The following is a 16,301-nucleotide window of genomic DNA, read 5'->3' as shown; positions in this document are numbered from 1 at the left end:
GCCGGCCTCGCCGCCGCACCGCGCCCAGTGCACGACCCACTGGTTCTGGATCGCGGTGTTCGGGACGAGGACGACGGTCCGCCGCCCTCGCGCCGCCCGGCCCGGGCTACCCGCCGCCGCCCGGCCACGGCGGCCCGCCGCCGCAGGGCTGGTGACGTCCGGCCCGGACGTCTCGCATTTCAGACGGGACCGCGGCCGGGCGCCGCGACCGCGCGGCGCCCGGGTGCGATGCTGACCCGATGAGCGTGGTCATCAGGAACGTCGGGGAGCTGGTCACCAACGAGCCCGGGCTCGGGGACGGGCCGCTCGGGGTGATCCGGGACGCCGCCCTGGTCCTGGACGGCGACCGGGTCGCCTGGACCGGCCCGGCGTCCCGCGCCCCCGCGGCGGACGAGGCGTACGACGCGGCCGGGCGCGCGGTCCTGCCCGGCTACGTCGACTCGCACGCGCACCTCGTCTTCGCGGGGGAGCGCGCCGAGGAGTTCGCCGCGCGGATGAGCGGCCGCCCGTACGCGGCGGGCGGCATCAGGACGACCGTGGCGCGCACCCGCGCCGCCACCGACGAGGAGCTGCGCGCCAACCTGCGCCGCCTGGTCGCCGAGATGGCGCGGCAGGGCACGACCACCGTGGAGTGCAAGTCCGGCTACGGCCTCTCCGTGGAGCAGGAGGAACGCGCCGTGCGGATCGCGGCGGAGGTCGCCGACGAGGTGACGTTCCTGGGGGCGCACGTCGTCCCGTCCGAATACGCGGACGACGCCGCCGGCTACGTGCGGCTCGTCTCGACCGACATGATGGACGCGTGCGCGCCCCACGCGCGCTGGGTGGACGTCTTCTGCGAGAAGGGCGCGTTCGACGAGGACCAGGCGCGGACCGTACTGGAGGCGGGCATCCGGGCGGGCCTGGAACCGCGCCTGCACGCCAACCAGCTGCGCCCCGGCCCCGGGGTGCGCCTCGCGGTCGAGCTGGGGGCCGCGTCCGCCGACCACTGCACGTTCCTCACGGACGAGGACGTTGACGCGCTCGCGAACTCCGAGACGGTCGCGACCCTCCTGCCGGGTGTCGAGTTCTCGACCCGCCAGCCCTATCCGGACGCGCGCCGCCTCCTCGACGCAGGCGCCGCGGTCGCGCTGGCCACGGACTGCAACCCCGGCTCCTGCTACAGCTCCAGCATGGCGTTCTGCATCGCCGTGGCCGTCCGGGACATGAACATGACCCCCGCCGAAGCGGTGTGGGCCGCCACGGCGGGAGGCGCACGGGCCCTGCGCCGTACGGACGTGGGTCACCTCGGCGTCGGCGCCCGCGCGGACGTCCTGATGCTGGACGCCCCCTCGCACATCCACCTCGCCTACCGGCCCGGTGTGCCGCAGGTCGCCGCCGTATGGAGAAGGGGTGTGCGGGTGTGAGGGTGTGAAGGCATGAGTTGAAGGCATGAGTTGAAGGTGTGAACAGCGTGCCCCGGGTAGGAGCCTCCCTGCGTCACGAAGGAGGCAGACGAATGGCGGAGTTCCTGACCGACATCAAGACCCTGCGCGAGCGGGCCCGGCAGGAAATCGACAAGGGACCCATCACCGAGGCGTACGGCGCCGACCGCGAGCGCGTCATCCAGGTGTGCAACGAGGCGCTGGCGACCGAGATCGTGTGCACCCTGCGCTACAAGCGGCACTACTTCACCGCGACCGGCATCCACGCCGAGTCGGTGGCGTCGGAGTTCCTGGAGCACGCCCAGGAGGAGCAGGAGCACGCCGACATGCTGGCGACCCGGATCGTCCAGCTCGGCGGCGACCCCGACTTCTCGCCCGACACCCTCACCACCCGCGCCCACGCCGAGTACGGCGCCAGCCTCGACCTCGTCTCCATGATCAAGGAGGATCTGGTCGCGGAGCGGGTCGCGATCCTGTCGTACACCGAGATCGTCCAGTGGCTCGGCGACGGCGACCCCACCACCAAGCGCGTCTTCGAGCGCATCCTCGAACAGGAGGAGGAGCACGCCGACGACCTCCGCGGCCTCCTCGAACGCCTCCCCAAGGACATGAACTAGAGGGACGCGGACCGGCGGCTCAGTGGCGTCCCCGCGCCGGTGCGGGGGCCGCGGCGCCGGTCAGGTGAGGAGGGGGGCGAGGAGACCGGCCGCGTCGGCGGACTGCCGCAGCCCGGCCTTGTAGACCTCGCCCCACCGGCCCCGGTCGCCGACGTCGGGACCGAACGCCTCCAGTGCCGCGTCGTCGGGCCCGATCCATACCGCCGCCTCGACCGGCGCGGCCGGGAAGACGGCCCCGAGCGGCTCGATGAGGATGAGCGTGCCCGCGCCCGCGGCGAGATGGGCGTTGGAGCCGCCGCCGAGCGCGCCGTCCAGGTAGCGCCGGCCGCCGATGGTGATCGGCGCGGAGTACCCGGGGGCGGCGCTGCTGGCGGCGACGGCCGCGTGCAGCGGGACGCCGTCCTCCCCGCTCCACACCACCGGCTCGCCGGCGGCGGCGTCCACGGCGGTGATCAGGAGCGGCCGGTCCGGCCAGCTCCGGGTGCCCGCCAGGTGCTCCATGGCGGCCAGGTGCCGTTCCTCGGGCGGCGCGTCCGCCGCGAGGGCGAGCGCGCCCACTCGGCGCAGCGCCTCGCGGGGGTCGGCGCCGGGCTCGTTCAGGATCTCGAGGACGCGCGGCATGACGCTCATGTCCCCGGCCCGCTCGCCGGGCGGTGCCGTCGGGACCTCGGCGAGCTCGTCCAGGTCCCGGCCGGTGGCGATCGCCGCGCCCGCGATCGCGCCCGCCGACGTGCCCACGATCAGGTCCGCGCGGGCCAGGTCCGCGCCCGCGTGCCGCAGGCCGGCCGCCAGCCCCAGCAGCCAGGCCGTGCCGACCGGCCCGCCGGGCCCGAGGACGACGGCCACATCGCTCTTCCCAGGTGTGAAGATCATGCCCCGACCCTAAGGACCGGCGCCCCCGCGCCGGTATCGGCCGTTGGGCGGAGGACGGACGGCCGACCGTGGCGTAGGACCTGGTCTGGCGGCGGCGCCCCCGGAACGCTTACCTTCACGTGGAAGAGAGCGGAGACGGCGATGGTCGAACCGGTGAGCGCCACTTTCCAGGGACTCCTGCAGCGGGCCTATCGCCGCGCGTGGAAGGCGGGGGCCGCGGAGATCGGGACGGACCTCGTCCTGGACTGCCTGCGGTTCCACATCCGGACGGCCGACGGGCGGCCGCTGCTGAACCCTCTGATCGCGAACGCGGCCTGGACGGCCGAGACCGCGCGGCCCGACCCGCCGCCTCCCGCCGGGCCGGACTTCGGGCCAGATGTAGTGTTCGAGGCCGCCATCGTGCTGGGCGAGGCCGCCTTCATCGGGGGACGGGGGCACCGCGGGCGCTTCCGCCGCAAGGGCGTGCCCGCGGAGCCGCCGCCGGTGTTCTCGCCCGCCGTCCGGTACGCCGTGCACGACGCGATCGCCAGGACCGGTGAACGCGCCGAGCCGTACCATCTCGCGGCGGCCCTGCCGGCGCTGGACTGCCCGGCCGCCGACCTGCTCAGGCGCTGGATCCCCGTCCCGGACCTGCGGCTCATCGAGGCGGGCCGCGAGCTGCGGCCCGACGGCGAGGGCCGCTCGGCGTGGGCGGTCAACGACCTGACCGCCTGGCGAGTGCTGCCCGCCTCCGCTCCCAAACCGCTCCGGGCACCCTGGCAGGCCGCGACATGGCTGGCCACCCGCGAACTGCGGCGCCCCTACCGGCGGCACGGCGCCCACTACGGCCACCCGATCCTGGCGTCGATCGAGGCCAACGCCCTGAGCAAGGCCCTCCAGACCGGCCACGGCGCGGTCACCGCCGTCCACGTCCTCCTGAGCCTCATCGACCAGCACCAGCAGCTGGCCGCCGCCGGCCGGTCCCTTCCCGCCGATGCCGCCCGCTGGAACCGGGCAGGGGAGATCTTGGCCGCCCACGGCGTACGCCTGGACGCCGCCACGTTCGCGGCGGCCGTCCGCCTGGAGCCCGCACCGGACGACGCCGAAGACGACATGTCAGGCGTACCGACCGAAGGCTGGCCGCCCTTCTCCCCGGTGCCCGCGGGCGACCCCGTGCCGGGCCGCACCGCCCTGACCGCGCTCCGCCGGGCGAGCCTGTCCGCCCATCGCCTCGGCCACCCGTACGCGGGCACCACCCACCTGCTCGCCGCCCTCCTGGACGACCCGGACGGGCCCGCGACGAGACTCCTCCACGAACTCGGCACCGACCCCGCCGCCATCCATTCCGACACCACCGCGCCCGCACCCACCGAATGACCCATCCAGCCCTCGGGGCCGGCCAGCGGCTGCTCAGTTCGTCGGGACGGCCTTCGGCGAGCGCGAGAACGCCTGAAATCACGGCCATGACCGACCCGGCTTCCAAGGCGGATCCCCCGGGCGGCCGGGCGCCGTCAGCCGGGGAGGGGCTCGTCGGCGAGGTAGGGCGGGGCGGGCTCGTACTGGATGACGCGGCGGGCGGCCCGCGCGTGGTCGCGGCCGTGGAGGCGGCCGACGAGCCAGAGGGTGCTGTCGATGCCCGCGGAGACGCCCTGGCTGGTGAGCAGGTCGCCGTCCACGACGTAGCGGGCGTCGCGGACGACGGTGATGTCGCCGCGCGCCTCCAGGGCGTCCTCGTAGTTCCAGTGGGTGGCCACGCGGCGGCCGCGTGCGGGGCCGGCGGCGTGCAGCAGGAACGCGCCTGTGCACACGCCGGCGGTCCAGGCGGCGGTCCGGGACGTCTCGGCGATCCATCCGGTGACGGCGGGGTTGTGCGGCTGGACCTCGCGGGCGCCGCGGCCGCCGGGGACCAGCAGGACGTCCAGGGGCGGGTGGTCGTCGAGGGTGTAGTCGGGCAGCAGGCGCAGGCCCTTGGCGCAGCGGACGGGGTCGCGGCGCTCGGCGACGAGCACGGCGGTGTCGGCGCCGCCGCGGAGCAGCGCCGAGGCGGTGAGGACTTCCCAGGGGCCGGTGACGTCGAGTTCCTCGGCGTCGTCGAAGACCAGGATTCCGTAGGTGGTCATGGGGCTCGCTTTCGATGGTGCGGGAGGGGTGCGGTGGCCGGCCGGTGCGGGCGGCGCGCGGCTGCGGGAGACTGGTGGGGTGAGCACCGACAACGGCCGTCCCGCTGCGCCGGTCACGAGCACGTCGATCGTGGTGCTGGCGCTGGCGCGCCGGATCGAGGCGGAGCTCGGTGAGGCGCTGGCGCCGCTGGATCTCACGGTGGCCAGGCTGGGGCTGCTGGGCCATATCGCCGGGGTGCCCGGGGCGTCGTTCAGCGAGCTGGCGCGGATGTCGGGCATCACGGTGCAGAGCGTGCACGGGGCGGTGAAGGCGCTGGCCGCCGCGGGCTTGGTGCGCGACCGCACGGCCCGGGCGGGCGCGGCGTCGGCGATCGAGATCACGGCGCGGGGGTCGCGCCTGCTGGAGGCGGCCCAGCGGGCGGTGGACGAGGTCGACGCGCGGATGTTCGGCCCGGACGCCGATCCGGGCGGCCGGCTGATCGGGGACGCGGTGCGCACCGCGGCCGGCCGCCGTCCCGCCTCCTGACCTGGCACGACCCACCGCCCTTCCGCTTGGAACGACCCCACCTTCAGCATGCCTGAAGGCTGACCTAGGCTTCAGGTTACCTGAAGGTCTGGTCCTGGAAGCAGGGGGTCTCTCATGTCCGAACGACCGGGAAGTCCACTCTCGCGGCGCGCCGTGATCGTCACGGCGGCGGCCGCCGGTGCCGTGGCGACGGGCGGAGCGCTCGCGGCCGCCGGCCGCGACGCGCCACCGCGCCCGGCGGCCGGACGGCGGATCGAGCCGTTCCACGGACAGCGCCAGCCGGGCATCGCCACCCCGCAGCAGCGGTACGCGCTCTTCGCCGCCTTCGATCTGGAGACGGCCGACTCGGTGAAGGGCGGACGGCTGGAGACCGGGCAGGTCGCGGGCAACTTCCGGCGCCTGTCGGACGGGTGGACGGACGTCGCCGAGCGGCTCATGGCGGGACGGCCGCCCGGGCCCAGGCCGGGGGCCGCGCCGGAGGTACCGCCGGACTCAGGCATCGCCGACGGCCTGGAGCCGTCCCGGCTGACCTTCACCTTCGGCTTCGGCCCGGAACTTTTCGAACGCATCGGGAGGGAACGGGCCCGCCCCCGGCGGCTCGCGCCGCTCCCCGGTTTCCGCACCGACCGGCTGGAGGCGGCCTGGAGCGGCGGGGGGATCTTCGTCCAGATCTGCGGCGACGACCTCCAGGTCGTCAGCCGGGCGTTCCGCGCCCTGCGGAGCCGCGCTCCGGGCCTGGCCCGGCTGCGCTGGAGCCAGCAGGGCTTCCTGGGCGGGTTCGGCGACGGCACTCCGCGCAACCTGTTCGGCCACAAGGACGGCACGGCCAACCCGCGCCCCGGCGGCGCCGCGTTCGACCGCGCCGTCTGGGCCGCCGCCGGCGAGCCCGCCTGGTTCGCCGGCGGCACCTACCTGGTCTTCCGCAAGATCCGCATGGACCTGCCCAAGTGGGACACCGCCACGGCGAGCACGCAGGACCGGACGATCGGGCGGCGGCGCGACAACGGGGCGCCGCTCAGCGGCGGGCAGGAGTTCAGCGCCCCCGACTTCGCCAGGACGGGGGCGGACGGCAAGCCCCTCATCCCCGCCGACTCGCATCTGGCGCTGGTACGGGACGTCCCGATGCTGCGCCGTTCCTACAACTACGACTACGCCTTCCAGGGGATCAGCGAGCCGATCGCGGCGGGCCACGACCACGAGGGGGCGGACGCCGGCCACGACCACGGCGAGAACATGCCGCGGCACTCCGGCGGCGGCCATGACGCCTACGACAGCGGCGTGCTCTTCTGCGCCTACCTGAGCGATCCGGCGGAGTTCGTGCGCGCCCAGCGGAAGCTGGCCGAGTCCGACCGGCTCAACGCGTTCATCCGGCACACCGGCAGCGCGGTCTTCGCCGTCCCGCCGGGGCTGCGGCCAGGCCGGCGGCTAGCGGACGGGCTGCTGTCCGCGTGACGGCGCGGTTGGCGGGAATCTATCGCAAGCTGTCATTCCAGCCGCTTGGCCGGGGCGCCGGCGGGGCCAAGGATGATCGGCATGGACGAACCGACGAACATCACGGACGCCGAGCTGCTGGCCCTTCCGGACACCCCCGCGGCACGGGAGGCACTGGACTGGGTCAAGCGCATCGAGACGGAGCCCCTGGCCAACCACAGCATCCGCAGCTTCCTGTTCGCGCGCCTGCTCGGCCGGCACCGCGGCCTGCGGCCCGGCACGGACTACGACCCGGAACTGCTGTTCCTGGCGTGCGTGCTGCACGACGTCGGGCTGAGCGATGAGGGCAACGGCGGCCAGCGGTTCGAGGTGGACGGCGCGGACCTGGCCGCGCGCTTCCTGACGGAGCGCGGCTTCGGCGCCGAGGAGGTCGACACGGTCTGGCAGTCGATCGCGCTGCACACCTCGCCGGGCATCGTCGAGCGGCGCGGCGTGGTGTGCGCGCTGGCCAGCGGCGGCACCGCCATCGACGTCACCGCGGACGGTGCCCGGTTCATCACCGAGGCCGAGGCCCGGCTGATCCACGGCGCGTACCCGCGGCTGTCGGCCGTACGGCACCTGTTCGGCGCGATCGCCGACCAGATCGCCGTGCGCCCGGAGAAGGCCCCGCCGGCGAGCCTTCCCGGGGAGGTCGCGCGGCTGAGCGGCGCCGGCCGGCTCGCCCGCTTCGAGGACCGGCTGATCGAGGCGTCGCGCTGGGACGACTGAGGCGGGCCGCCCCCTAGCCGGTGGCGGTGAACGTCCTGCGGTAGTCGGCGGGCGAGGTGCCGACCAGCCTGCGGAAGTGCGTGCGGAGGTTGGCCACCGTGCCGATGCCGCACCGGTCGGCGATCTGGGTGATGCTCAGATCGCCGCGTTCCAGCAGCTCCCGCGCGAGGTCGACGCGCGCGGCGAGCAGCCATTGGAGAGGGGAGACACCGGTCTCGGCGACGAACCGGCGGGCCAGGGTGCGCTCGGACAGCCCGGCGTGCCGGGCGAGGTCGGCGACCGTGAGCGGCTGCCGCAGCCGTTCGAGCGCCCAGTCCCGGGTGGCGGCCAGCGAGGTACCGCGCTCCGGCGGAACGTTCCGCCGGATGTACTGCGACTGGCCGCCGCCGCGGTGCGGCGCGGCGACGATCTCCCGGGCGACGTCGTTGGCGAAGCGGGCCCCGAGGTCGGTGCGGACGATGTGCAGGCACAGGTCGATGCCCGCCGAGACGCCCGCGGAGGTCAGCACCGTCCCCTCGTCGATGTAGAGGGCGTCCCGGTCGACCAGGACGCGCGGGAACTCCGCGGCGAGCCGTCGGGCGTGGCGCCAGTGGGTCGTGGCGCGCCGCCCGTCCAGGATCCCCGCCGCCGCGAGCGCGAACGCGCCGGTGCAGATCGACACGACGCGCCTGCCCCGCTCGTGCGCCCCGGCCAGCAGGTCCAGCACCGCCGGCGACGGCCGCGCGGCCGGCTCGTAGCCGGGCACGATGATCGTGTCGGCCCGGCGCGCCGCGTCCAGCCCGCGGTCCACCCGCATGGTGAAGCCCGCCGACGTCGTCACGTCGCCCGCGCTCTCCGCGCACAGCGCCGTCCGGTACGGCGAGGACTCGTGGTCCGAGAACACCAGCATCGGGATCCCCAGGTCGAACGGGATCACACGGTCCAGCGCGAGGACCGCGACGCGATGGGTGGCCATGGCGGGAATCTATCGCGGAGCGACGTTCCGGTCACGGGCGGGCCCTCGGCCGGCGGCCTACCGCACGTCGGCGGCCAGGCGCACCGCCAGGGCGGCGAAGACGGTTCCCGAGACGCGGTGCAGCCACCGCTGGACGGACGGACGCCTGCGGACGAAGTCCCCGAGCCTGCCCGCCAGGAGGCCGAAGGCACCGTCGATGATCAGGTCGACGACGATGAACAGCAGGCCCAGCACGAGGAACTGCGCGGTCACGTTCCCCCGGGCCGGGTCGATGAACTGCGGGAAGAACGCCAGGTAGAACGCGATCACCTTGGGGTTGGCGAGGTTGGTCAGCGCGGCGCGGGCGAGGATGCGGCGCGCGGGGAGGGGGCGTCCGGGCGCGAACGTCTCACCGGTCGCGGAACGGGCGGCCCGGAACGCGGTGACGGCCAGGTACACCAGGTAGGCCGCGCCCAGGATCCGCACCACGTTGAACGCCGTGGGGAAGGCCTGGAGCAGCGCGCCCAGCCCGAGCGCGGCCGCGGCGGTGTGGACGGCCAGGCCGGCCGACACGCCCGCCGCCGCGAGCGCCCCGGCGCGCGGCCCGGAGGCGAGTCCGGTCGCGGTGATGAAGAGCATGTCCGGCCCCGGGATCAGCGCCATCACCACCGCCGCGAGGCAGAACGCCGCGGCCACACCCGGATCGATCAGCATGCGGGCATAGTAGACGCACCGGGCGCCGGCTCAGGGACGGCCAGGAGCGTCCTCCGGCGGCCTGCGGGAGGACGCGCCGATCAGTTCCCCCAGCACGGGAAGGAACCACACCAGGAACAGCGGGACCAGCATGGCCAGCGGCAGCAGCGCCAGCCGCCTGGCCAGGTCGAAGGGTTCCAGGTCGCTGCTGAGGGTGGCCCGGTACCGCCGTTCGGGATCCCAGGCGACCCTCACCCGGTCGCCCTCGTCGCCCGGCCCGAACGAATCCTCCATGCGCGCGTGGCTGCCGTTGGGGCACAGCACGAAGTCTCCCCGCACCTTCACCTGCGAGCCGGGGACGGTCCTCTCCAGCGCGATCGTGCAGGTGTACTCCCGGCCCTCGGCCGCCATGCGCAGCTTCTCGGCGGTCTCGTACATCCCGAAGGTCAGCGGCAGCGCCAGGATCAGCACCGGCGGCAGGAAGCGCGCCAGCGTTCGGGTGTCCCCGGCCGCCGCCAGGGCGGCGCCGCCAAGCAGGCAGAGCAGGGGCACCACGATGGCGGCGACTGTCCCCGCCTGGGGCAGCGGCGCGTAGACGTTCAGCGCCACGCCGGCCGGCAGGGTCAGCCAACCCGCCCCGATGAGCGCCCGTCCGGGCCAGGGGCCCGGCAGCGGCCGCGCGCCGCCTCCGCGCCGTACCGCGAGGGTGACCGCCGTGAGGATCGCCAGCGCGGCGGGCCCGGCCAGGAGGAGGAACACCATCCCCCGCGATTCGCCGAAGCGGGCGCTCCGGTGCCCGCCGGGATCGTAGGAGACCGTGAGGCGCCGTCCGGGGGAGTAGACCGCCGCGGGCGCCGACCGGTTCTTCGCGGGGGTCTCCAGGATGCTGTGGACGCCCGAAGGGCACGTCACCCGGTACCGGTAGGCGGTCTTCGCCGAATACCCGGTCTTCTCCTGCGCGACCTCGGCGACCACGCAGGTCTGGACCTCCATCCCGCTCTGGCTGATGTAGGCGATGGCCCCCACGAAAGTCCAGAACCCCAGCATGACGCCGGCCCCGACGGCGCCCCTTCCCCACCCGGCGCGCGCCGGCCGCAGCACCCGCGCGCAGCCGAAGCCGATCAGGACGCCCGCGAGCAGGCCGACCACGCCCGGCGCGAACAGCGCCGCGCCCCGCGCGCCCGCGAGCGCGAGCGAGGCCGTCACGCTCGCGGCCAGCACCAGCCAGCCCGCGCCGACCGGCCAGAGGCCCACCGCGCCGGGTTTGCGTTCCACCGGCTCGGCCGGAACCTCGGGTTCGGAGGAAACGTCTCGCTGGGTCATGGATGCTCCGGGGGGGGAGGCGGCAACGTCCACCGCATGATCGCGTATCGCGTACCGGGCGGAGGGGCCTTTCCGGGATCAGTCCTCGACCGGAACGAGGGTGCCGTCGGGCCCGTACGTGAAGCGCTGGAGGGCACGGGTCCGCCGGAACTCGTCGATCTCCTCCTGGGTGAGCGGATCGGTGACCGGGACCCGGAAGCCGGCCAGCTCGACGGACCCGGCGTCGATGTCGGTGGGCAGCGGGAGCCCCTCGACGACGAAGCCCAGCAGGGCGCGGAGCGCCGCCTCGCCGAGGTCGAGCGGGTGGAAGCGGAGCGGGTACGGCTCGCCGGCGCCCGGCCACCCGGGCACGGGCTCGACGGGGTGCTCACCCGCCCAGTAGGGAGGCTCGAAGTCGAGCGGGGCGCCGATGTCCTCGATGACGCCGTCGCCGGGGGACACGCTGAGGGCACGGACGAGCGTGCCGTCCTCCCACACCGCGTACGCGAACCAGTCGACGACGCTGTGCATGGCGTGCAGGATCGTCCGGCCGCGGTGGGCTCCCGCCTCCAGCAGGTGGTCGGGGAGTGCGGACGGGCGGTCGACCATCACCTGCTGGTCGCAGAGGACGTCCACCTCCGGGAACGAGCCGGCGTGGACGGTGCCTTCGGGCGGGTAGAGGGCGTGGCGCAGGGAGCGTCGCTCGGCCGTGGCTCCGTTCCAGCCGGGATTCGTCCGGACGACGAGCCTCGCGGTCGCCTCGGGCGAGAGCGCCGGCGCGCGGCGCAGAAGATCGGCCGGATGCCGATCCGCGAAAACCAGTAATGCCGTCTTGGCACCCATGGCGGCGGCCCTTCCGGTCGGGAGCGAGGCCGGTAGCCTACGGCGGGCCTACGACATCCCGCCACGAAGGAATGCGCGGGTCTGGAATTCGCGAGAACAATTGCAGCCGATGATCTCGGGATGCGCTGTGGCGATTCCCGTCCGGTTGTACGCGCCCAGGCGGAGGACGCGGGCACTCAGCGCCGAGGAGACGGCCACCGTCCGCTCCTGGCTGGGCGTCCCACCCCCGTCCGGCCACGCCGCCTAAACCTTGAGGCGTGCCCAGACCCACTTGCCCCCGCCGGGATCGACCGTGTATCCGCACTGGACGGAGAGCGTGGCGACGATCGAGAGCCCCCACCCGCCGTTGTCGTCCCAGCGTTCAGGATTCAGATCCAGCGTCTCCAGCGCCAGGTCCGGCGGCGGCTTGCCGGTGGGCACGCGAGCACTCGCGTCCCACACCGCCACGATGACCTCCCCCTCGTCCCGGCTGAGCTGATAAGCGATCTTGCGCCCCGGCGTCGCCGCCACCGCGTTGCCCACCAGCTCGGACGCCACCAGGAACACATCGTCCGATATATGCGAGTAACCCCAATTATGGAGTCGGGCATTTGGCTCAGCGGGTCGGCGGTCCGGAAGTCATGAGGGCCCAACTGCAGCACCTCTATGAGATGTCGGAGTTGCTTCACGTCAGCGTGCGGGTCCTCCCCTTCTCCGCTGGCGCTCACCTCGGCGTCGACGGATACTTCCAGGTAATCAGCCTGGACGGGCGTGATGTCGCTTATGCGGGAGCCCAGAGGGGTGGTCGCCTGATCGAAGATCCGAGTGAAGTGCGCGATCTGGCCATTATGTTCGAACGTATCGGCGCAAAGGCCGCGTCCGAGGACGACTCTCGGACGTTGATCAAGCGGTGGATGGAGGAGTACTCATGATGACTCGGTGGCGGAAGAGTTCCTACAGCGGAGGCGCGAACGACGCCACGTGTGTTGAGCTGGCGGGGCTGCTGGACGCGGTGGGTGTGCGGGACTCGAAGGACCCGGACGGTGGTCGCCTTGCGCTGAGTGCGCCTGCCTTCGAGGTTCTGGTGCGGCAGATCAAGCAGGGCGTCCTCGACCTGCGATGAGGGTACGACCTTGAGGCTTGGCGGTCCGCCGGTGCGGTCGCGCCGACGTCGGCGGTCCGGCGCCTCCGGCAGGAGGAGTGCTCGTGATGACTGGGTGGCGTAAGAGCACGCACAGCGGAGGCGCGACCGATGAGGCGTGTGCTGAGGTGGCCGCTTTGCCGGAGGGGGTGGGTGTACGGGACTCCCGGGATCCGGACGGGGGGCGGCTCTTGATGGCGGGCGGCGCGTTCGCGGAGTTGTTGAGGCTGATCAAGCAGGACGGCGGGGTGCGGGCGGGCTGAGCCGGTGCCGGGCACGTCCTCAGGGGGAGGGGGTGGATGGCTCGGGGGAGGGATGTGCGGGCGGATGGGCGGTATCTATCGTCGGATCACATGATCACAAGGAACGTGGTGTTTCCGTGTGCGGCCGCGGTTCTGGCGTTGGTGGTGGGGCCGGTCGGGGTGGCGGGAGCGGGGGAGGCGGCCGGGGGTGACCGGCTTCGGGGGGTGGTGGAGCGGCTCGCCGGGCCTGGCGGGGCTCCGGGGGCGCTCGTGCGGGTCGACGGGTGGGACGGGCGGCGGGTGGTCACCGGGGGTGTCGCCGACGTTCGGACGGGGGCGCCGGTGGATCCGCGGAGCCGCTTCCGGATCGGCAGCCTGACGAAGCCGTTCGTCGCGACCGTGGTGCTCCAGCTCGCCGGGGAAGGGCGGGTCGAGCTGGACGCTCCGGTGGAGCGGTACCTGCCCGGGGTGGTGCGCGGCGCCGACAACGACGGGCGGGAGATCACCGTACGGCAGCTGCTCCAGCACACCAGCGGGCTGCCGGACGTGCTGAAGCACCTGCCCCCGCTGGACATCGTCAGGGACCCCCTCCGGCACTGGGAGGCGCGGGAACTGGTGGACATCGCCCTGCCGCATCCCCGGAACTTCGCCCCGGGCAAGGGGTGGGGCTACTCCAGCACCAACTACCTGCTGGCCGGGATGATCATCGACAGGGTGGCGCGGGGCTCGTACGGGGACGAGATCGAGCGGCGGGTGATCGTTCCGCTGGGGCTGGAGGACACCTTCGTGCCCAGCGACGAGCCCGACATCCCCGGCCCGCACCCGCGCGGGTACGTCCGGCCGGAGTCGGAGCTGGTCGACATCACCCGGCTCAACCCGACCGTCGGCGGCGCCGCAGGCGGGATGATCTCCAGCGCCTCGGACGTCGACCGCTTCCTGAAGGCGCTGCTGGACGGCCGCCTGCTGAAGCGCGCGCAGATGCGGGAGATGCTGGACGGCCACCCCACGGGACGGGCCTCGGGATCCGCGTACGGCCTCGGGCTCGAGTGGCTCCCCGCCAAGGGGCCCGGCTGCCCGGGCGGTTACTGGGGCCACAACGGCGACATGCTCGGCTTCAGCGTCACCGCGGGGGCCACCAGGGACGGCAGGCAGGCCACCGCCATGGTGAACCTCAACCCGGGCGGCGGGCCGGTCCTGGACGCCGCCATGAAGGACGCCGTCCCCGCGGTCCTCTGCGGCGGCTAGTCCAGGTAGCGGCGGTTCACGCGGATCAGCGGGGTGCGGTCGCGGGTCGCGTAGTCGGCGGTCAGGACCTCGGCGACGAAGAGGGTGTGGTCGCCGGCCTCGACGCGCTGCCGGGTCTCGCATTCGAGGGCCGCGACGCCCTTCTCCGGGATCAGGGCGCCGGACGCCTCGCCCCGGTGGTGCGGCTCGCCTCCCAGGAGGATCCGGGCGCCGGGACGGCCCTCGGCGGCGAAGCGGCCGGCGAGGGCGCGCTGCGGGGCGCTGAGGACGGTCGCCGCCCAGCGGTCCTGGCGGGTCAGGACCTCGGCCAGGTAGGACGAGGACGCGATGCCCGCCAGGACCATCGGCGGCTCCTGGGAGACCGACATGAACGCGGTGACCGTGGTGCCGAGGTCGTCGCGGCCGTCGCGGACGGTCAGCGCGACGACGCCGGTGGCGAAGCCGGCGATCGCCTCGGTGAAGTCGCCCGGCGTCAGCGGATGTCCCATGACCCCGGCAGGGTGAGCGGGCCGGCGGCGGGCAGGCCGAGGCGGGCGGCGAGGCCGCCGAGGGAGCCCCAGGCGTCGAAGCGGGCGGACGCGGCGGTGCGGTCGTCGCTGGACTCCGGCGGGCGCAGCCGCTCCAGCGGCGAGGTGTGCGGGAACGTGCGGACCGGGGCGTCGGCGGCGAGGCCGCCGCGCTTGCGGGCCAGCTCGAAGGCCAGGTCGAGGCCGCCGAGCTCGTCGACGAGGCCGTTGGCGTGGGCGTCGGCACCGGTCCAGACGCGGCCGCGGGCGAGTTCGTGGATCCGCTCCCGCGACAGGCCGCGGCCCTCGGCGGCCTTGGCGGTGAACTCGTCGTAGATGCGGTCGAGGGAGGCGTTGACGCGCTCCCACTCGGACTCGCTGAACTCCTTGGTGGCGCTGAACATCCGGGAGTGCTCGCCCGCGGCGACGCTGCCCATGCCGATGCCGACGCGCTCGAGCAGGTCGTTCACGACGGCCTTGCCGACCACGACGCCGATCGAGCCGGTGAGCGTGCCGGGCTGGGCGACGATGGTGTCGGCGGCCATCGCGACGTAGTAGCCGCCGGACGCGGCCACGTTCCCCATCGAGACGATCACCGGCTTGCCGGCCTCGCGGGCCAGCACGACCTCGCGCCAGATCGAGTCGGACGCGACGGCGGAGCCGCCGGGGCTGTTGACGCGGAAGACGATCGCCTTGACGGAGTCGTCCCGTACGGCGGCGCGGATGGCGGCGCCGATGGTGTCGGAGCCCATCGCGGGGCCCTGGCTGGGCAGCGGGCCGCCGCGGCCGCTGCGGCCGAGCCGGATGGGGCCCTGGCCGTTGATCAGGGCGACGGCGTCCTGCCGGCCCGGGGACGGCAGCCGGCGGGCCAGGCCGTGGGTGCGGTTGTAGCGGGCGACGAAGCGCAGCTGCGCGTCGGGCCCGGCCTCCTTGCGGACGTCGGCGTACACCTCGTCGCGGTACGCGAGCCTGTCGACCAGCCCTGCCTCCAGGGCCTCGTCGGCCAGCAGCGGGCCGCGGTCGATGAGCTCCCGGACGCGCTCCTCGGGCAGGCCGCGGGCCGCGGCGATGGCGGCGGTGATCTGCTCGCCGTACGAGGCCACCAGCCGCCGCGACGACTCCTCGTGCTCGGGCGTGTAGGCCTTCTCCATGAAGGTGTTGGCCATCGTCTTGTACTCGTGCCGCTTGGCGAACTGCGGCCGCACGCCCGCCTTCTCGAACGCCCCGGCGAGGAACGGCTCCTCCAGCGCGACGCCGGTGAGGCCCACGTCCCCGGACGGCTGGAGGTAGATCCGGTCGAACGCGGTGGCGAGGTAGTAGGGGACGGTGCCCCGGCCGGACTCGCTGAACGTCTCGGCCCACGCGACGGTGAGCTTGCCCGCCTCGCGGACGGCCTGGACGGCGTCGCGGACCTCCTGGGTGAGCGCGACCCCGATGCCGCCGCTCACCTTGACGACGAGCGCCTTCACCCGGGGGTCGGTACGGGCCTTGCGGAGCCCGTCCAGGACGTCGCGGAGCGTGACGCGGCGCATGGCCAGGAAGGCCGACACCGGGTCGGAGGGGGCGGTCTCGACGATCCCCTCGGTGAGGTCGAGCTCCAGGATCAGCGGCGCGGTGCGCCGGTCGCGGGCCTGCTTGATGACGTTGACGACTGCTCCGGGGTCCACCATGGCCCCAGCCT

The 16,301-nt window shown here is 74.0% G+C and carries 19 protein-coding genes; 10 read left to right on the top strand and 9 right to left on the bottom strand.

Annotated features, from left to right (window positions below; all coding sequences use genetic code 11):
* Positions 1-239 precede the first annotated feature (239 nt).
* Complete coding sequence (gene hutI, locus AB0881_RS20715) at positions 240-1,403, top strand: imidazolonepropionase (RefSeq protein ID WP_366618839.1); 1,164 nt, start codon at positions 240-242, stop codon at positions 1,401-1,403.
* 92 nt (positions 1,404-1,495) lie between these two features.
* Positions 1,496-2,038: a ferritin-like domain-containing protein gene (locus AB0881_RS20710; RefSeq protein ID WP_366618837.1), complete on the top strand. Its 543-nt coding sequence runs from the start codon at positions 1,496-1,498 to the stop codon at positions 2,036-2,038.
* 60 nt (positions 2,039-2,098) lie between these two features.
* Here the strand turns inward: AB0881_RS20710 and AB0881_RS20705 are convergent, their stop codons facing one another.
* Positions 2,099-2,911: a patatin-like phospholipase family protein gene (locus AB0881_RS20705; RefSeq protein WP_366618835.1), complete on the bottom strand. Its 813-nt coding sequence runs from the start codon at positions 2,909-2,911 to the stop codon at positions 2,099-2,101.
* Positions 2,912-3,064: 153 nt separating this feature from the next.
* On the opposite strand from AB0881_RS20705, the gene AB0881_RS20700 reads away from it, so the two are divergent.
* Entirely contained in the window at positions 3,065-4,267 is a 1,203-nt protein-coding gene (locus AB0881_RS20700) for a Clp protease N-terminal domain-containing protein (protein WP_366618833.1), read from the top strand.
* Positions 4,268-4,401: 134 nt separating this feature from the next.
* Here the strand turns inward: AB0881_RS20700 and AB0881_RS20695 are convergent, their stop codons facing one another.
* A complete protein-coding gene (locus tag AB0881_RS20695; protein ID WP_366618831.1) occupies positions 4,402-5,010 on the bottom strand; it encodes a DJ-1/PfpI family protein in 609 nt (202 codons plus the stop codon).
* A gap of 79 nt (positions 5,011-5,089) precedes the next feature.
* Between AB0881_RS20695 and AB0881_RS20690 the strand changes: the two genes are divergently transcribed.
* The 3 genes from AB0881_RS20690 (at position 5,090) to AB0881_RS20680 (ending at position 7,735) form a co-directional block, all read left to right on the top strand.
* Entirely contained in the window at positions 5,090-5,536 is a 447-nt protein-coding gene (locus AB0881_RS20690; protein WP_366618829.1) for a MarR family winged helix-turn-helix transcriptional regulator, read from the top strand.
* Between the two features lie 114 nt (positions 5,537-5,650).
* Entirely contained in the window at positions 5,651-6,988 is a 1,338-nt protein-coding gene (locus AB0881_RS20685) for a Dyp-type peroxidase (protein WP_366618827.1), read from the top strand.
* An 81-nt stretch (positions 6,989-7,069) separates the two neighbouring features.
* A complete protein-coding gene (locus AB0881_RS20680; protein ID WP_366618825.1) occupies positions 7,070-7,735 on the top strand; it encodes an HD domain-containing protein in 666 nt (221 codons plus the stop codon).
* Between the two features lie 13 nt (positions 7,736-7,748).
* On the opposite strand, the gene AB0881_RS20675 is transcribed toward AB0881_RS20680, so the two are convergent.
* The 5 genes from AB0881_RS20675 to AB0881_RS20655 all read right to left on the bottom strand — a co-directional run bounded on the left by AB0881_RS20675 (position 7,749) and on the right by AB0881_RS20655 (position 12,053).
* Positions 7,749-8,690, bottom strand: a complete 942-nt coding sequence (locus tag AB0881_RS20675; RefSeq protein ID WP_366618823.1) for a helix-turn-helix domain-containing protein — start codon at positions 8,688-8,690, stop codon at positions 7,749-7,751.
* Positions 8,691-8,747: 57 nt separating this feature from the next.
* A complete protein-coding gene (locus AB0881_RS20670; RefSeq protein ID WP_366618821.1) occupies positions 8,748-9,383 on the bottom strand; it encodes a LysE family translocator in 636 nt (211 codons plus the stop codon).
* A 30-nt stretch (positions 9,384-9,413) separates the two neighbouring features.
* Positions 9,414-10,685, bottom strand: a complete 1,272-nt coding sequence (locus AB0881_RS20665) for a hypothetical protein (RefSeq protein WP_366618819.1) — start codon at positions 10,683-10,685, stop codon at positions 9,414-9,416.
* Between the two features lie 78 nt (positions 10,686-10,763).
* Entirely contained in the window at positions 10,764-11,507 is a 744-nt protein-coding gene (locus tag AB0881_RS20660; protein ID WP_366618817.1) for a hypothetical protein, read from the bottom strand.
* 243 nt (positions 11,508-11,750) lie between these two features.
* Entirely contained in the window at positions 11,751-12,053 is a 303-nt protein-coding gene (locus AB0881_RS20655; protein ID WP_366618815.1) for an ATP-binding protein, read from the bottom strand.
* 44 nt (positions 12,054-12,097) lie between these two features.
* On the opposite strand from AB0881_RS20655, the gene AB0881_RS20650 reads away from it, so the two are divergent.
* The 4 genes from AB0881_RS20650 to AB0881_RS20635 all read left to right on the top strand — a co-directional run bounded on the left by AB0881_RS20650 (position 12,098) and on the right by AB0881_RS20635 (position 14,114).
* Positions 12,098-12,418 (top strand): DUF5753 domain-containing protein, encoded by a 321-nt coding sequence (locus tag AB0881_RS20650; protein ID WP_366618814.1) that lies wholly within the window; start codon positions 12,098-12,100, stop codon positions 12,416-12,418.
* Entirely contained in the window at positions 12,415-12,609 is a 195-nt protein-coding gene (locus AB0881_RS20645) for a DUF397 domain-containing protein (RefSeq protein WP_366618812.1), read from the top strand. The genes AB0881_RS20650 and AB0881_RS20645 overlap by 4 nt, the downstream gene beginning before the upstream one ends.
* An 86-nt stretch (positions 12,610-12,695) precedes the next feature.
* Positions 12,696-12,890 carry a DUF397 domain-containing protein gene (locus AB0881_RS20640; RefSeq protein ID WP_366618810.1) on the top strand — a complete coding sequence of 65 codons (195 nt, stop codon included), beginning with the start codon at positions 12,696-12,698 and terminating at the stop codon, positions 12,888-12,890.
* A 36-nt stretch (positions 12,891-12,926) separates the two neighbouring features.
* Positions 12,927-14,114, top strand: a complete 1,188-nt coding sequence (locus AB0881_RS20635; protein ID WP_366618809.1) for a serine hydrolase domain-containing protein — start codon at positions 12,927-12,929, stop codon at positions 14,112-14,114.
* On the opposite strand, the gene AB0881_RS20630 is transcribed toward AB0881_RS20635, so the two are convergent.
* Positions 14,111-14,602, bottom strand: a complete 492-nt coding sequence (locus AB0881_RS20630; protein ID WP_366618807.1) for a flavin reductase family protein — start codon at positions 14,600-14,602, stop codon at positions 14,111-14,113. The genes AB0881_RS20635 and AB0881_RS20630 overlap by 4 nt on opposite strands.
* Entirely contained in the window at positions 14,587-16,290 is a 1,704-nt protein-coding gene (gene sppA, locus AB0881_RS20625; RefSeq protein ID WP_366618805.1) for a signal peptide peptidase SppA, read from the bottom strand. Before sppA ends, AB0881_RS20630 begins: the two co-directional genes overlap by 16 nt.
* Positions 16,291-16,301 lie beyond the last annotated feature (11 nt).

Origin of the sequence: Spirillospora sp. NPDC029432 (assembly GCF_040703975.1) — a bacterium.
In the GTDB taxonomy this organism is placed as follows: domain Bacteria; phylum Actinomycetota; class Actinomycetes; order Streptosporangiales; family Streptosporangiaceae; genus Spirillospora.
The sequence above is the reverse complement of the archived record's forward strand: the minus strand, read 5'-3'. Positions and strand labels throughout refer to the sequence as shown.

Excerpts from the sequence above, each read along its gene's own strand:
- AB0881_RS20680 (WP_366618825.1), top strand. The coding sequence starts at position 7,070 with ATGGACGAACCGACGAACATCACGGACGCCGAGCTGCTGGCCCTTCCG.
- hutI (WP_366618839.1), top strand. The coding sequence starts at position 240 with ATGAGCGTGGTCATCAGGAACGTCGGGGAGCTGGTCACCAACGAGCCC.
- AB0881_RS20675 (WP_366618823.1), bottom strand. The coding sequence starts at position 8,690 with ATGGCCACCCATCGCGTCGCGGTCCTCGCGCTGGACCGTGTGATCCCG.
- AB0881_RS20710 (WP_366618837.1), top strand. The coding sequence starts at position 1,496 with ATGGCGGAGTTCCTGACCGACATCAAGACCCTGCGCGAGCGGGCCCGG.
- AB0881_RS20660 (WP_366618817.1), bottom strand. The coding sequence starts at position 11,507 with ATGGGTGCCAAGACGGCATTACTGGTTTTCGCGGATCGGCATCCGGCC.
- AB0881_RS20630 (WP_366618807.1), bottom strand. The coding sequence starts at position 14,602 with ATGGGACATCCGCTGACGCCGGGCGACTTCACCGAGGCGATCGCCGGC.
- AB0881_RS20685 (WP_366618827.1), top strand. The coding sequence starts at position 5,651 with ATGTCCGAACGACCGGGAAGTCCACTCTCGCGGCGCGCCGTGATCGTC.
- AB0881_RS20635 (WP_366618809.1), top strand. The coding sequence starts at position 12,927 with ATGGCTCGGGGGAGGGATGTGCGGGCGGATGGGCGGTATCTATCGTCG.
- AB0881_RS20665 (WP_366618819.1), bottom strand. The coding sequence starts at position 10,685 with ATGACCCAGCGAGACGTTTCCTCCGAACCCGAGGTTCCGGCCGAGCCG.
- AB0881_RS20640 (WP_366618810.1), top strand. The coding sequence starts at position 12,696 with ATGACTGGGTGGCGTAAGAGCACGCACAGCGGAGGCGCGACCGATGAG.
- AB0881_RS20695 (WP_366618831.1), bottom strand. The coding sequence starts at position 5,010 with ATGACCACCTACGGAATCCTGGTCTTCGACGACGCCGAGGAACTCGAC.
- AB0881_RS20705 (WP_366618835.1), bottom strand. The coding sequence starts at position 2,911 with ATGATCTTCACACCTGGGAAGAGCGATGTGGCCGTCGTCCTCGGGCCC.
- AB0881_RS20670 (WP_366618821.1), bottom strand. The coding sequence starts at position 9,383 with ATGCTGATCGATCCGGGTGTGGCCGCGGCGTTCTGCCTCGCGGCGGTG.
- sppA (WP_366618805.1), bottom strand. The coding sequence starts at position 16,290 with ATGGTGGACCCCGGAGCAGTCGTCAACGTCATCAAGCAGGCCCGCGAC.
- AB0881_RS20645 (WP_366618812.1), top strand. The coding sequence starts at position 12,415 with ATGATGACTCGGTGGCGGAAGAGTTCCTACAGCGGAGGCGCGAACGAC.